16 protein-coding genes are annotated in these 14,516 nt (G+C 62.8%); 8 read left to right on the top strand and 8 right to left on the bottom strand.

The features are described from left to right. Position 1: 1 nt before the first annotated feature. From CGLAU_RS07200 to CGLAU_RS07180, 5 genes are all read right to left on the bottom strand, one after another. Positions 2-691 (bottom strand): metal-dependent transcriptional regulator, encoded by a 690-nt coding sequence (locus CGLAU_RS07200; protein ID WP_095660098.1) that lies wholly within the window; start codon positions 689-691, stop codon positions 2-4. A gap of 109 nt (positions 692-800) precedes the next feature. Then, positions 801-1,793, bottom strand: a complete 993-nt coding sequence (locus CGLAU_RS07195; RefSeq protein ID WP_095660097.1) for a sigma-70 family RNA polymerase sigma factor — start codon at positions 1,791-1,793, stop codon at positions 801-803. A 168-nt stretch (positions 1,794-1,961) separates the two neighbouring features. Further along, positions 1,962-2,396 (bottom strand): D-aminoacyl-tRNA deacylase, encoded by a 435-nt coding sequence (gene dtd, locus CGLAU_RS07190; RefSeq protein WP_095660096.1) that lies wholly within the window; start codon positions 2,394-2,396, stop codon positions 1,962-1,964. 3 nt (positions 2,397-2,399) lie between these two features. Continuing rightward, the gene (locus CGLAU_RS07185) at positions 2,400-3,932 is read right to left on the bottom strand and encodes a DUF7782 domain-containing protein (RefSeq protein ID WP_095660095.1); all 1,533 of its coding nucleotides are present in this window, start codon (positions 3,930-3,932) and stop codon (positions 2,400-2,402) included. 52 nt (positions 3,933-3,984) lie between these two features. Then, positions 3,985-4,440 (bottom strand): DUF3099 domain-containing protein, encoded by a 456-nt coding sequence (locus tag CGLAU_RS07180; protein ID WP_095660094.1) that lies wholly within the window; start codon positions 4,438-4,440, stop codon positions 3,985-3,987. Between the two features lie 48 nt (positions 4,441-4,488). Here CGLAU_RS07180 and CGLAU_RS07175 point away from each other — a divergent pair, with 48 nt between their 5' ends. The 3 genes from CGLAU_RS07175 to CGLAU_RS07165 all read left to right on the top strand — a co-directional run bounded on the left by CGLAU_RS07175 (position 4,489) and on the right by CGLAU_RS07165 (position 7,166). Further along, on the top strand, positions 4,489-4,746 hold the full coding sequence (locus CGLAU_RS07175) for a DUF3039 domain-containing protein (protein ID WP_095660093.1): 258 nt from the start codon (positions 4,489-4,491) through the stop codon (positions 4,744-4,746). A gap of 68 nt (positions 4,747-4,814) precedes the next feature. After that, positions 4,815-6,530, top strand: coding sequence for a DEAD/DEAH box helicase (locus CGLAU_RS07170; protein WP_232507256.1), 1,716 nt, complete (start codon positions 4,815-4,817; stop codon positions 6,528-6,530). Between the two features lie 66 nt (positions 6,531-6,596). Further along, entirely contained in the window at positions 6,597-7,166 is a 570-nt protein-coding gene (locus CGLAU_RS07165; protein WP_095660092.1) for a DUF4190 domain-containing protein, read from the top strand. Positions 7,167-7,230: 64 nt separating this feature from the next. Here CGLAU_RS07165 and CGLAU_RS07160 read toward each other — a convergent pair whose 3' ends face one another. Both CGLAU_RS07160 and ppgK read right to left on the bottom strand, forming a co-directional pair. Next, positions 7,231-8,739 carry an RNA polymerase sigma factor gene (locus CGLAU_RS07160; RefSeq protein WP_095660091.1) on the bottom strand — a complete coding sequence of 503 codons (1,509 nt, stop codon included), beginning with the start codon at positions 8,737-8,739 and terminating at the stop codon, positions 7,231-7,233. Positions 8,740-8,955: 216 nt separating this feature from the next. Further along, positions 8,956-9,726 carry a polyphosphate--glucose phosphotransferase gene (gene ppgK, locus CGLAU_RS07155; RefSeq protein WP_095660090.1) on the bottom strand — a complete coding sequence of 257 codons (771 nt, stop codon included), beginning with the start codon at positions 9,724-9,726 and terminating at the stop codon, positions 8,956-8,958. Between the two features lie 46 nt (positions 9,727-9,772). On the opposite strand from ppgK, the gene CGLAU_RS07150 reads away from it, so the two are divergent. Both CGLAU_RS07150 and CGLAU_RS07145 read left to right on the top strand, forming a co-directional pair. After that, entirely contained in the window at positions 9,773-10,633 is an 861-nt protein-coding gene (locus CGLAU_RS07150) for an inositol monophosphatase family protein (protein WP_232507072.1), read from the top strand. 126 nt (positions 10,634-10,759) lie between these two features. After that, on the top strand, positions 10,760-11,053 hold the full coding sequence (locus CGLAU_RS07145) for a DUF4193 domain-containing protein (RefSeq protein WP_095660088.1): 294 nt from the start codon (positions 10,760-10,762) through the stop codon (positions 11,051-11,053). 23 nt (positions 11,054-11,076) lie between these two features. On the opposite strand, the gene CGLAU_RS07140 is transcribed toward CGLAU_RS07145, so the two are convergent. Continuing rightward, the gene (locus tag CGLAU_RS07140) at positions 11,077-11,610 is read right to left on the bottom strand and encodes a DUF3093 domain-containing protein (protein ID WP_095661105.1); all 534 of its coding nucleotides are present in this window, start codon (positions 11,608-11,610) and stop codon (positions 11,077-11,079) included. Between the two features lie 86 nt (positions 11,611-11,696). On the opposite strand from CGLAU_RS07140, the gene dut reads away from it, so the two are divergent. The 3 genes from dut to CGLAU_RS07125 all read left to right on the top strand — a co-directional run bounded on the left by dut (position 11,697) and on the right by CGLAU_RS07125 (position 14,464). Then, positions 11,697-12,182 (top strand): dUTP diphosphatase, encoded by a 486-nt coding sequence (dut, locus tag CGLAU_RS07135; RefSeq protein WP_232507071.1) that lies wholly within the window; start codon positions 11,697-11,699, stop codon positions 12,180-12,182. A gap of 138 nt (positions 12,183-12,320) precedes the next feature. Beyond that, positions 12,321-13,205, top strand: coding sequence for a DUF3710 domain-containing protein (locus CGLAU_RS07130; protein WP_095660087.1), 885 nt, complete (start codon positions 12,321-12,323; stop codon positions 13,203-13,205). Continuing rightward, on the top strand, positions 13,205-14,464 hold the full coding sequence (locus CGLAU_RS07125; RefSeq protein WP_095660086.1) for a class I SAM-dependent RNA methyltransferase: 1,260 nt from the start codon (positions 13,205-13,207) through the stop codon (positions 14,462-14,464). The genes CGLAU_RS07130 and CGLAU_RS07125 overlap by 1 nt, the downstream gene beginning before the upstream one ends. The last annotated feature ends 52 nt before the right edge of the window (positions 14,465-14,516 follow it).

The following is a 14,516-nucleotide window of genomic DNA, read 5'->3' as shown; positions in this document are numbered from 1 at the left end:
CCTAGTCCGTGATCTCGACGCGCAGTGCGTGGGCGAATTCTGGGGCTATCTCGACGGTTTCGTCGTCAACAGTGGTCACGACCACGCCGCCGTCGTTTGTGGGGGTGATGGTGACCTCTTCACCTACCAGATCGCCGAGACGGACTAACGGATCCTGCACGTTGGTTCCCTGTTGGAGGATCTCGTTAATTTGCTTTACGACGACCTTGGTTGGGGCGTCCAGCCGCAAGTCGATGACTCGGGTACCAGCTTGGGAATGCGCACTAGATGACCCCAGTGTGTCTTCGATCGAGGGGATCGGGTTGCCAAATGGGGAGCGGCTCGCATCCGCGAGAACATCGATGACTCGACGCTCCACCGCGTCGCTCATAACGTGTTCCCAGCGGCACGCTTCGTCGTGCACCTGATCGATGTCGAGCTTGAGGATGTCGGTGAGCAGGCGTTCAGCGAGACGGTGCTTGCGCATCACCGAAGTTGCCAGTGCTCGGCCCTCGGAAGTCAGCGAAAGTGAGCGATCACGCTCCACGACGATCAACCCGTCGCGTTCCATGCGCGCGACCGTCTGAGAAACGGTTGGGCCGGACTGTTCGAGCCGCTCCGCGATGCGGGCGCGAAGGGGAGTGATGCCCTCTTCTTCCAACTCATACACCGTGCGCAGATACATCTCTGTGGTGTCGACGAGATCACGCATGAGAGTGTTCCTTCCCGTGGCTTGAATAACAGCGTCCACTGTAGTGCAGGGTGGGGCGCTGCGAACGTCAAAAGACCCGGTGGGGCCACCGGGTCAGGACTGCTTGTGCTTAGAGCGCGTAATCGCGCAATCGGTCGGCGCGATCACCAACGCGAAGCTTGGCCATCACCTCGCGCTCGATCTGACGGACTCGCTCGCGCGAGAGACCATACTGTCGGCCGATCTGATCAAGCGTGCGGGGCACGCCATCGGTCAGTCCGTACCGCAAACGGATCACATCCTGCTCGCGCTGTTCGAGCCCGTTGATGATGTCCTCGATATCGTCGTGGCGCAGGGTGGAGACCACAGCGTCTTCAGCGTCAGTTGCCTCGGCATCCTCGATAAAGTCGCCGAGGGGTGCTTCCTCGTCCGCACCAACCGGCATGTCCAAGCTCACCGGGTCGCGGGATTGGCGGAGCAGCATCTCGATCTTGGACTCGGGGATGCCAGACTCCTCTGCGAGTTCCTCGTTCGTCGGCTCGCGGCCCAGGGACTGGTACATCTCGCGACGGATGCGGGAGAGTTTATTGACCTGCTCCACAAGGTGGACTGGGAGACGGATCGTGCGGGACTGGTCAGCCATGCCACGGGTAATCGCCTGGCGGATCCACCACGTGGCGTAGGTGGAAAACTTGAAGCCCTTCGAATAGTCGAACTTCTCCATGGCGCGGATCAAGCCCAAGTTGCCTTCTTGGATGAGATCCAGCAGCGGCATCCCACGGCCGGTGTAGCGCTTCGCAAGAGAGACAACGAGACGGAGGTTGGCTTCGAGGAGGTGAGCGCGAGCTTTGCGTCCTTCCTTCGCCAGGATCTTCAAATCGCGCTTCATGGCGCGGGTGAGCTCCACGTCCGGATCATCCAATAAGTGCTGGGCGTACAGGCCGACCTCGATCTGCTGGGCGAGCTCAACCTCTTCCTCAGCATCGAGAAGCGCAGTTTTGCCAATACCGTTCAGATAGACACGAACCAGATCCGCAGATGGGTTGTCGTTCGTCTGATTTCGGCGACTGCCGCGGTCGACCTCTTCGGTCTCCGTGGCGTTGGCATGATCCGGTTGAGTCATGTGGCGTTGCCTCCTCGATCACTGAATTGATCACTGAGTTTTTGAATCCACCCAATAAACGCCCTGCGTCCCGAATTTGTTCCCGGTGTTACATCCCCGGGTGAGTTGTGCGTTCAGATTCGCACCCGTTCTGATATAAGTCCTGCTAGAGGCGAAATGTGAGCTTAATCACGATTCAACGACGACGGTAAAGGGACCCTCATTCACGCTTTCCACCTTCATCTTGGCTCCAAACCGCCCTTCCTCGATATGGATACCACGAGAGCGGAGCTCCTCTGCGATCTTTGCTATCACGGGTTCGGCTACCTCGCCGGCTGCGGCATCTGCCCACGATGGTCGCCGGCCCTTCGCTGTGCGCCCCATGAGCGTGAACTGGCTGACCAAAAGTACTGGCGCGCCGGCGTCGACAACGGAGCGCTCGCCTTCAAGAATGCGTAGCTCAGCTATCTTGCGCGCCATGGTCTCCCAGGAGGAAGCGTCGTCATCCGCCCCTACACCGACGAGGGCGAGCACGCCGCCAGTCTCCGGACACTCGATAGCCCCAACCGTCTCGCCATCTACGGTTACCGACGCGCGTGAAACTCGTGTGAGTACCGCCTTCATCTTCTATTCCTTCCGCTGGGTTGTCGGAGAAATCACCTCGGCGATCTCCGCAGGGACCACGATGCCATGTCTGATCAAATCCACGATGGCTGCCGCCGCAGTGGTCTCGAGTCCCTGCATCTGGTTCTCCGATGTCATGGAACGGGACGCGGCGAAGAGGCCGACGACATCTCGAAGCGATAGCCCCTGAGGGTGGAGTCCTGCGAGCACCGCGCGCACTCCGGCGTCAATTTCATGGGAGAACCTCGGGCCGTCGGTTCGGCTGACTCGGGTGACTTCGCGTGTGAATCCGATCCCCGCCGAGGTATCCGCAAGGCTTACTTCTTCGAGGGCGACTCCAGGGCGTACTACAAAGGTGGAGTCGAGCAGCTCGTCAGCGCTTCGGCCGCGCAACCACCCAGCTCGCAGGAAGTATTCCTCCACTTCCGGTCCCAGTGGGTCGCTGAACGGCTGACGCAATTCCTCGGCGGTGACCTCGGACGGCGCATCGCCGATGTCCCGGATAAAGACCCAGCCGAAGCCGACGGCGTGCACGTGATGCTCATCGAAATGAGAAAGCCAAGCATCGGTGCGCTTTATAGCCTCGCGCGAGCGCGGGTCGAGCGATTCGTCCTTCAACCAAGTGGACACGTACATCCCGGGGTCCACTACATCACGCTGCAGGACCCACGCGCTCACTCCGGTGGAAGGAATCCAGCCGGCGACTCGGGACTGCCATGGCTCGTCCAAGGTGTGCACCCACGCACCGAGGATGCATGCGGTTCCATCAACCGCGAGATGGTTGCACGCCTCTCCGACGACGAGCTCAGTTGCGCCGTCAAGTGAGAGCCCGGAATCGCGGTAGACGTGGCCCACCTCCGGCAGACCGACGACGAACGGCGGGTTGGCCACGATCCGGTCGAAACGCTCATCGGCCACGGGCTCGAACCATGCCCCCTGTCGAAGTTCGACGTTTCGTATGCCGTTAGCCGCCAGATTCACTTTCGCGAGTTCAAGCGCTCGCTGGTGAATGTCGGTCGCCACCACGCGCTCCGCGGCATCCGCCTGCGCGAGCGCCTGTACCCCGGAACCGGTGCCCAGGTCGAGGACAGTTTCGACAGGGGACAGTGGGGTAGCGGCCAATAGAGAAAGCGACGCGGCGCCGACGCCGAGCACATGGTCGTGGCCCGGAACGAGGTCGGTCACAGAGGCATCGCAGTCCGAGACGACGATGCGGTCGTGGCCGGCAACGACGTGGGGACGCACGTCGAACGCCACCTCCAGATCGCCGGAGGGGGTGTCGCGGATCAAAGAGTCGTCGATAAGCGAAAGTGCAAGCCTTGAGCCGAGCAGATCTGCAACCTGGTCTCCTGGCAGTGGGCGACGCAGGAGGAAGAAGCGGATGAGCCCGTCAAGCTGCGTGCCGGCGTGGGTGGCGGCGAGGACGACGCCTGGTTCGCCGCGGTAAAGGGCCTCGGTGGCATCCGGTCCGAGATGAGCGGCGATGCCGTCCGCCGTGAAGTTGGCTGCGGTGAGGATATCGACGAGATCCCGCATGACCTGCGGTTTCGGGGTGGGATGAGACAAGGCGGATCCTTCTGGCCAGGGATTAAGGCAAATCGTCGTGGTCGATGATAGTGGGGCGGTCTGCAGGCCCATCCGCTTCGAGCTGCGCCTGGCGGGCAGCTTCAAGGCGCATGGCCTCGCGTGCGGCCGCGGGCTTGTAGACGTTCTTCTGGCGTGAATCGCGGACCTCGCCCTGGCCGTTGGCGATCATGACGGAAATCCACGGCAGCGGCACCGAGATAGTGAACAGAACTGCAGCGATCCACCAGTTGTCGAACACGAACCCGGAAAGCAGCGCCAGGGCAATGAACGGCAAGCGCAGACCCTGCAGGATTGCGTACTGCATTTCACGGCTGCGGCGGTTCTGCTCTGGGGTGTGCTGCGCGTCAGTGATCAATGCGCGCTGGGTTCGCCTGCGGCGGGTTTTGCGCGACGCGGGCAGTTCCGCATCCACGTCGACCGTGTTCGGGTCGTCGAAATGCCCATCCGCAGCGCTCATGGTCTCCGAGGGTAGCCCTCCGGCTTAAGTTCCGGCGAGTTGTGGTGCATGATGGGAGGCGTGAAAACGACGACGAAGACTCTTGAGCGTACCGACCTACGGGAAGATTCAGCGTCAACCACCGACGACGGAACCCCGAAGTTCTTCCACTACGTGAAGAAGGATCAGATCGTGGATTCCGCTATCTCGGGCAAGATGGTCGTCGCACTGTGCGGGGAAACGTTTCCGGTGAAGAAGCAGGCGAAACCGGGTTCACCGGTGTGCGCCGAGTGCGAGCGCATTTACAAGGGGTTGCGCCGGCGGTGACTGTGCCCAGTGCAGGGCCTCAGCTGCGTGCGTGGCAGCAGGAGGCCCTCGACGCATTTTTGGCGGAGATGCCGCGAGACTTCCTCGCAGTGGCGACCCCGGGCGCGGGTAAGACGACGTTTGCCTTGACCCTTGCCAGCCGGTTGGTGGAAACCAAGGCTGTCCAGCGCGTGATCGTGGTGGTGCCGACGGAGCACCTGAAGCACCAGTGGTCTGACGCGGCCAAGCGCTTCGGGCTCTCCCTGGATCCGAACTTCACCAATTCCTCCGCGGTGAATGCTGCCTACGACGGCATCGTGGTCACCTACGCGCAGGTGAGCATGCATCCGTTCAAGCACCACGCGGTGGCATCGGCGCGGCGCACCCTGGTCATCTTGGATGAGATCCACCACGCAGGCGACTCCAAGAGCTGGGGCGACGGTGTCTACGAGGCGTACAACGACGTGGAGCATCGCCTCGCACTCACGGGTACTCCGTTTCGCTCGGACGATTCGCAGATCCCGTTTGTGCGCTACGACGAGGACGGCGAAGGCCATCTGGTGTCCCAGTCGGACTACACCTACGGCTACGCCGAAGCGCTGCGTGACGGTGTCGTGCGCCCGGTGGTGTTCCTGGCTTACTCCGGCGAAGCTCAGTGGCGCGACTCCGCCGGCGAGGAATACTCCGCGCGCCTCGGCGAGCCCCTGAACCCGGAGCAGACTGCGAAGGCGTGGCGCACCGCGCTCGACCCGAAAGGTGATTGGATCGCCGCGGTGCTCACCGCCGCGCACACCCGCCTGCAAAAGGTTCGCACAAACATGCCCGATGCAGGCGGGCTGGTGATTGCCACCAACAAGACCACGGCGCGTGCCTATGCGCGCATCCTCGAACGTTTAAGTTCGACTCCGGTCACTGTGGTGCTTTCCGACGAAGCTGGCGCCTCGGAGCGAATCGACGAGTTCTCCCAATCCACGTCCGAATGGATGGTGGCGGTGCGCATGGTCTCCGAAGGTGTGGACGTGCCGCGCCTTGCCGTGGGGGTGTACGCCACCTCCGCGTCCACACCGCTGTTCTTCGCCCAGGCGATCGGACGCTTCGTTCGTTCGCGCCTGCCGGGCGAGTCAGCGTCCGTGTTCCTGCCGTCGGTGCCGGTGCTGCTCCGCCTCGCAGAGGACATGGAGGTCTCCCGCGACCACGTGCTGGGCAAACCACACCGCGAATCGGGCTGGTCGGATGAGCTGCTCGAGCAAGCGAACCGCACCCAGAACGAGCCCGATGAGGAGCCGAATTACCAAGCCATCGGTGCGTCGGCAGAGCTCGATTCGCTGATTTTCGACGGCTCGACTTACGGCACCCCGACAGTGGCCGGCTCGGAGGAGGAACAGGATTTCCTTGGTCTGCCTGGGTTGTTAGACGCGGAGCAGGTGAAGACGCTGTTGCGCAAGCGCCAGAGCGATCAGCTCGATGCCCGGGAGGCCGAGGAGCGTGCCCGGAAGGCCGCTGAACGCGAAGCTCGGGAGAGGGCCAAGGTGCTGGGGGAGCCGGCACCCGGTCAAGCCGCTGGATCGAATGGAGACATCCTCGCCTCCGCCAGCGCAGGGGGCGCCGCTCCAGTGAGTGCTGGCGAGGAGATTCCTCAACTGCGCAAGGAACTCAACGCCCGGGTAGCTATCGTTGCAGGCAAGACTGGCAGGCCCCACGGTGCGATTCATACCGAGGCCCGCAAAGCGTGCGGTGGTCCGCCGACTGCCCTGTGTAACGCCGAGCAGCTGCGCGAGCGCATCGCCTACCTCCGCGACTGGTGAACGGGGCTCGGTGCCTCCACATGTACGATGGGGCACACTTTTTACAAACAACAAGAGAGGTTCGCTATGACGTATAACCCGAACGGCGGTCGCAACGACGGGCCGGATCCTTCCGGGTTCAACCATCCGGAGGGGTACTCGGCCTACGATTCGGGCCAGTCCGGGTTCGACCAGGCCGACTACGGGCAGCCTTACCACGGCGAGCAGTCATACGGCCAGCCTGGCGCCTTCGGTGGACAGGCGGTGCCGCAGCAGGACAACAACCTGGCGCTTGCCTCGCTCATCGTCGGCATTATCGGCCTCGTCTTCATTGTGCTGTTCTTCCCGCTAGCTATCGTGCTCGGATTGGTGGCCATCGTGCTCGGCGTGATGGGCATGCGACGGGCTAAGGCGATCGAAGAAACAAACCAGTACGGGGTGCAGACTTCGCGCCGGGGTTTCGCCATCGGCGGTCTGGTGACGGGCATCATTGCGACCGTGGTTTCCGTCATCCTCATGGTCTTAGGCGTGAAGATTGCGCAGGATCTGGTGGACAGCGGAGTCGTCGAGGCCTGCGAGCAGTACGTCGGAGACAATAAGGCGTTGGAAGAATGTCTGGAGCGAGAGCTGGAGAATAACCCCAACTTCCCGAAGTAGAAGTTTCGAAAGGGCCCCGGTTTGACACCGGGGCCCTTTGATGTAGCTACCGCAGGCCTGCTGCCTAGTCCAGGTAGTCGCGCAGCACCTGCGAGCGAGACGGGTGGCGCAGCTTCGACATCGTCTTCGATTCAATCTGGCGAATGCGTTCACGGGTCACGCCGTAGACCTGGCCGATCTCGTCCAGCGTCCGCGGCATGCCGTCGGTAAGCCCGAAGCGCAAACGCACAACGCCTGCCTCGCGCTCGGAGAGCGTGTGCAGCACATCCTGCAGCTGATCCTGGAGGAGCGTGAACGACACGGCATCGACCGCGACGACTGCTTCCGAGTCCTCGATGAAGTCGCCGAGCTGGCTGTCGCCCTCATCGCCGATCGTCTGGTCGAGGGAGATCGGCTCGCGAGCGTACTGCTGGATCTCGAGGACCTTCTCCTCGGTGATGTCCATTTCCTTGGCCAGCTCCAGCGGCGTCGGTTCGCGCCCCAGGTCCTGCAGCAGCTCGCGCTGGATGCGGCCAAGCTTGTTGATCACCTCGACCATGTGCACCGGAATGCGGATGGTGCGTGCCTGGTCCGCCATTGCACGGGTAATCGCCTGGCGGATCCACCAGGTGGCGTAGGTGGAGAACTTGTAGCCCTTTGAGTAGTCGAACTTCTCCACCGCGCGGATCAGGCCCAGGTTGCCTTCCTGGATCAAGTCCAGGAACGCCATACCGCGGCCGGTGTAGCGCTTTGCCAACGACACCACTAGACGCAGGTTTGCCTCCAAGAGGTGGTTCTTTGCCTTGCGGCCATCACGTGCCACCGCGCGCAAGTCACGCTTCAGCGCCGGCGTGAGTTTCGCTTCCTTGTCGCCATCTTCGGTTGCGCGTTGCATCTCATCAAGCCGGTACTGGGCGTACAGGCCAGCCTCGATGCGCTTCGCCAGGGAGACCTCCTGCTCGGCATCGAGCAGCGCGACCTTGCCGATCTGCTTCAGGTACGCACGTACGGAGTCGGCGGAGGCGGTGAGCTGCGCGTCCTTACGTGCCTGGCGCAGTGCCGCCGATTCCTCGATGTCCCAGACGGAAGCTCCGGCATCCTCCTCGGAGCCATCTTCGTCGTCCTCATCATCGTCGGACTCAGCTTCGTCGTCGCCCAACTCGTCGTCACCCAGGTCGTCGCTGAGCGGGTCGTCGAAGTCGTCCTCTTCCTCGTCGTCGATTAGCTCGGGGTCGTAATCGATGTCACCGGACTCCTCGGAGTCTTCGATGCCGTCAGCGTCGTCCAAACCGTCGACATCCTCAACGGAGGTGTCCACCAGCGCGTCGTCCCCACCATCGAGCGCTTCGGTAGAGGCCGCCATCTTGGCTGACTTCTTCACCGTCTTTTTCGCGGTCTTCTTGGTGGCCTTCTTCTTTGCGGCTTTTTTCGCCGTCTTCTTCGCCGTCTTCTTCACCGCTTTCTTGGCGGATTTCTTGGCGGTCTTTTTCGCCGTTTTCTTCGCCGGTGCCCCGGCTGCCTCCGCTGCGCCGTCGGACACGTTCACCGCCGCCTGATCGACGGGGTTGTTGCCTGAAGCTTCGCTGGCTACCACGTACGCCCTTTCGACTGTCGGATACTTCCCGCGCTCTCACGGTCTTCGCCATGGCGCGCCCCCTGGATGGGTGCTAGCCAACCAGGGTACGGGCTTACGCCCTATATTTCAGAACGCCCATAATAGCAATAGTTTGCCGGATTCTATTCCCGTGCCCCACCGTAGCTCGGCCAGAAGAGCAGTTTGCTTATCGACGCACCTTTGATCCGCCTAGAGTTACGGAGCAACATGCTCGTGCGCTGCCATAGCTGCGCCCACGATGCCCGCCCGGTTGCGAAGCCTGGCAGCAATCACCGGCACGTGAACGGTGAGCTCCGGGACCCATTTCTCCGCCTTACGGGAAATTCCGCCGCCCACAATGAACGCAGTGGGGTTGAACAGTCGGTCGTATTCTTTCAGCACGAGATCGACGCGCTTGGCCCACTTTTTGTAGCTCAGGTCTTCTGCGTCCTTGACGGCGGAGGAAGCCATGTGCTCGCACTCCGTGCCGTCGATAAGCAAATGTCCCAGTTCTGTGTTGGGGAACAGCTTGCCTTCAGCGAAGAAGGCCGAGCCGATGCCTGTGCCGAAGGTGAGGAAGATGACGGCGCCTTGCTTGGCGTCGGCTTCGCCGAAAGCGACCTCGGCGAGACCTGCGGCGTCCGCGTCGTTGAGCACTGCGATCTCGCGGCCGCCAAGCTGGTGGGTGAGCAGTTCGTGCACGTTGGTGCCGATCCATGAGGGGTCGATGTTCGCTGCGGTCATGGCCACCTGGTGCTTGATCACGGACGGAAGCGCGATTCCCACCGGGCCGTCCCATTCGAGCTGACGGAGGACTTCCGCGACCGTCTCTGCGACAGCTTCCGGTGTCGCGGGTTTCGGCGTGGTGATCTTGACCCGTTCCGAGACGAACTCGCCGGTATCGAGGTCCACGATCGCGCCCTTGATGCCTGATCCTCCGACGTCGACACCTGCGCCGAGATTGTTTCCCACTGCCACCTTGGTCATGCCAGGCAGTGTACAAAACCCCCGATGCCGGGGCACGATGGAGAGCATGCACGAATCGAATCCCAACGTTGCCACCGCTGAGGCACTGCGCGACCTTGCCCTCGACATTGCTGCCGATGCCGCTGACCTGATTGCCAACCAGCGTGACTTCCTGTCCAAGCACGGGTCGATCGCCCAAGTCACCAGCACGAAGACATCTGCCGTCGACCCGGTGACGGCGGTGGATAAAGCTGCGGAGCAGCGGATCACTGAACGGCTGCGCGAGGCGCGCCCGGATGACGGGATTGTGGGCGAAGAAGGCGCAAACATCGCTGGAACCACAGGAATCGACTGGGTGGTAGACCCAATCGATGGCACCGTGAACTTCCTTTACGGGCTGCCGGTGTACGCGGTTTCGCTTGGGGTTGCGGTGAACGGTGAACTTACCGCAGGGGCGGTGATCAACGTCGCAAACGGAGATGTGTATGCCGCCGCGGTGGGATGCGGTGCCTTTGTGGAGCGGCAGGAAAAGCGCACGGCACTGCGCGCCTCGCGGGCGCAGGACACGGAAACCGCGCTGGTGGCTACCGGTTTCTCCTACAACGCGAACTGGCGCGGCAAGCAGGCAGAGATGCTGCGTAAGATCCTGCCGAACGTGCGCGATATTCGCCGCTTAGGGTCTGCCGCGCTTGATCTCTGCCACGTGGCTGAAGGCAGGGTCGATGCGTACTACGAGCACGCCACCCATCCGTGGGATTACGCAGCGGGCGCCGTGATTGCCGCCGAAGCAGGCGCGACCGTGCGGCACCCGGGGTTGGCCGATAGAGCTGAGATTGGCGCGCCGCTCATCGCTGCCGCACCAGGGTTGTGGGACAGCCTCTACGAGCTGCTTGAAACGGCGGGTGCTACAAACGCGCTTGAAGCGTGATTCCTCCCCCGCTACCCCTATTGAGCAGGAGGGATGACAGACGCACCCCGGTGTTTTAGTATTCCGCTGAAAGCGCGCTGGACAGCGCGTGAAAAAGGCACTGCTTTAGCTGGAGGATTTCGCGTCATGGCTACCGACTACGATGCGCCGCGTCGTCGCATGGACGACGACATCGAGACTGATTCGCTCGAGGGCCTGAAGGCCGCCGAGGTTGCTGGAAGCAGCATGGATGACGATGGCGAAATCGTGGAGCCGTTCGAGCTGCCCTCCCAGGATCTCTCCGGCGAGGAGCTCAACGTCGAGGTGAAGCCGCGCCAGGAAGACGAGTTCACCTGCGCATCGTGCTTCCTAGTGCAAAACCGTAAGCGTCTCGCGCGCGTTGAGCCGGACGGCTCGATGATCTGCCTCGACTGCGAGTAGGTCCAGTCGGGTTTAGCCGTTAGTCAGCCGTTAGTCGTTTGCTGTTCCGGAACGAACGCTGCAAGAACCGCTTCGGGGTTGCGGGCAGACACCATCCAATACGGGGTGGGGTCGTTTGGATCATCGAGCACGAGCAGCACGTGCTCAGGGACCCAAGCGTGTGAGACGAGGAATGCCGCTGGATCGAGCTGCCGCCCGAGCGCATTCTGCCGCGCGGAAAGCGGGACCACCATTGACCGCGTGACAACCGAGTCTGGCAGGTTGGCGCCGTCGACCGTGAGCCAGCGGGTGCCGTCTGGATCCGCCTCTACGCGCACCACTGTGCTGGAAAGCCACGTAAGGAACCAACCGATCAGTGCGCCGACCACAATGAGCGGGACGACGAACCACCACACATTGCGGTTCAAAGCGAACTGGGCAGAAAGCAGCAGGGTCAGACCGAGACCTGCCGCCCACCAGTACCACGGAACCCACTGCCGCTCCGAGTAAAGCACCTGGGGTGCCGAGGCTGCGGCGCCAGAGACGGCTCCAGACTTCGAAACGTTGTTGTCGGTCACGGTTTCAAACTTTAGTTGAGGGTCAGAGCCGCCCACACCCGGGCTGGTCGAAGCTGCGGAGCGGGTGCTGCCGTACCCTGTGCTACGTGACGACTCCAGACTCTGCTGATGCGTTTACGACCCTGCCGCCGACCCTGCCGCCAATTCGTGTGAAGCGGCTCGATGCTGAGCTGCCCCTGCCCAAGCGCGCTCATCTTGGAGACGCTGGTGCCGATCTGCACGCCGCGGAAGACGTGACACTGCAACCGGGGCAGCGCGCGCTCGTGGGCACCGGCATCGCCATCGCGCTGCCGCTGGGGACCGTCGGGTTAATCCATCCCCGCTCCGGGCTTGCTGCAAAGCACGGCCTGACCATCGTGAACGCACCGGGAACCGTTGATGCCGAGTACCGCGGCGAGCTGAAGGTGTGCCTCTTGAACACCGATGCCTCCCAGCCCTTCGAGGTCACCCGCGGGATGCGTATTGCGCAACTGGTGGTTCAACGTGTTGAACTGGTCGAGTTCGAAGAGGTTGACGAGCTCGATGCTACGGCCCGCGGCGCGGCCGGCTACGGCTCAACGGGTACGCACTAGACGCGCAAGGCCTACTAGGCCCACTTCCAGGGCCTCCGCATCCTGAGAGATCGGCGATTAGGCTCGGAATACGTAAAGCAACACGCAGAAACGCGACGAAGTACCGTTTTAAACCCCGATACAGAAAGCGAGTACGCAATGGCATTGTGGCCGTTCGGCAAGAAGAACACCGGAAGCAACACTGGGCCTGACGCAAACGAGCCGCAGGATGCAGCGGTGCACCCAGAGGAGGTTGTTACGGAGCCTGAGAGTGACTCGGCCGGACAGGCCCAGGCGGAAACATTAGCCGGTGACGCGGATACGGAGCTGAGCGGAGCGCCTTTGCTCGAGGACTATGACCCGGTGAACGGCTCGACGGGCCCCTTCGACGGCGACTCGGTGGAGATCGAGGACTTTGACTTCACCGACTTCTCCGAAGTCACGCTAAACCTTGGCTCAATGCAGGTGCCGCTGCCGAAGGGCTCGCAGGTGCAGGTGGAGATGGGCGAGCAAGGCCCGAAGATGATTCACATTGTCACCCAGTACGGCCGTTTGACCCCCGTTGCTTTTGCCGCTCCGAATAAGGGAGGGCTCTGGGAAGAGTCGATCGAAGAGATTGCCGACGGGATGCGCTCCGAGGGCATGCCGGTCAGCTTCGAGATGGGCCCGTGGGGCAGGGAAGTTGTGGGCACTGGTACGAACGGTGCCATCCGCATCATCGGTGTGGATGGTCCGCGTTGGCTGTACCGTGTCACCGCCGCTGCACCCGCTGGCCGGGAGGAAGGCATGACGGAACTCGCGCGCGAGACCGTGGCGCGCTCCTTCGTTTACCGAGGGCAGGATGCAATCCTCGCCGGCAACTCGCTACCCGTGACGCTGCCGACACAGCTGGCGCAGCAGGTGCAGCAGGCGGTGCAGGCGCGCGCAGCGCAGCAGGACGGCGCTGAGGGGCAAGTACCGGCTGGCGGGAACCCAAACGCGCTGCAAGATGCGCTTCGCCAGATCATGGAATACAACAACCCGGAAAACCCGAACCGCCAGTAATGCCCTCGACCTCACCACTGCCCACCCTCAAAATTGACCGAATCGCGCACGGCGGTGACGGCATCGGCACCGATGCCGATGGCAGGGTGGTCTTCGTCAGAGGTGCCGTGCCGGGAGACACCGTCCTCGCTCACGTGACTCAAGCGAAGAAGCGCTGGGCTCGCGCGGAGCTCGACGAGATAGTTTCGGTGTCCGATCTCCGCGTCCCCCATGCGTGCCCCGCGGCTGCGGCGGGGGCCGGATGCTGCGACTACAGTCACATCGACCCCGCAGCTCAACTCGGGTTAAAGCTCGAGGTGCTGGCCGGCCAGTTGCGATCGCTTGCGAAGGGGTCGACGGTGTTCGACGGCACCGTATTTGCCCCCGGCATTCAATCCGCTATTGAGACGATCGGGCTGCAACCACACCAAGGGTGGCGCACGCGCGTGCGCCTTGGTGTCGACGCCGAGGGGCGGGCCGGGGTTCGGCGCGCGCGCTCGAACGATGTCGTTGCATCGGAACAGTGCACCCAGCCGGTGGAAGGATTACTCGATGGGCTGGTGGGGGAGCAACGATTCACCCCGGGAAGCGAAGTGGTCGCGGTTCGCGACTCCGAGGCTGCCCGCCACGTCGTGGAGATTGCGCGCAGCCCGCGTGGTCGCCGCGCGGAGAGCGTGACCACGGTGAAGGGGGGCTCTGGCGAGGTCGTCGAACACCTCGAGAGCCCGGCGGGACATCATGCGTTTCGCTTCCCTGCGACCGCGTTTTGGCAGGCCCATAAAGCTGCGCCGCAGCACTACGCCGATGTGATCCGCGAATGGGGCGCGGCTAACTACTCGCGAGAGACGGCGTGGGACCTCTACGGCGGGGTCGGCGCGTTCGTGCCTGCCATTCACGCTGCGACCGGAGGTTCGCGCATCCACACCGTGGACAGCTCGGCAGCGGCGACCTCGGAGACCCAGGACGCGCTTGCAGGGATGTCGGTTGAGGTGCATCAAAGGCGGGTTGAAGGGGCCGTCGATAAGCTTGAAGCCCCTGGACTTGTGGTGTTGGACCCGCCGCGTGCAGGTGCTGGGGAAACGGTCGTTTCGGCTGTGGCTGCTGCGTCGCCAGAGCGGGTCATCCATATCGGGTGCGACCCGGCGACGCTGGCGCGCGACCTCGCGGCATGGGGCCGTGGGGGCTATGCGGTGTCGCGCATGATGCTTGTCGACGCCTTCCCGGCGACGCATCACTTTGAGACGCTGGTGTTGCTCGAGCCGCGGGCACCAAAGCGTTAACGAATGACAGAGGCCCGCGTGTAAGATTGCGGGGAAGTACGGAACTTCGGTC

The organism is Corynebacterium glaucum, from assembly GCF_002287505.1.
Lineage (GTDB): Bacteria > Actinomycetota > Actinomycetes > Mycobacteriales > Mycobacteriaceae > Corynebacterium > Corynebacterium glaucum.
Note: the sequence above shows the minus strand (reverse complement) of the source record. Positions and strands in the feature narration are given on the sequence as shown.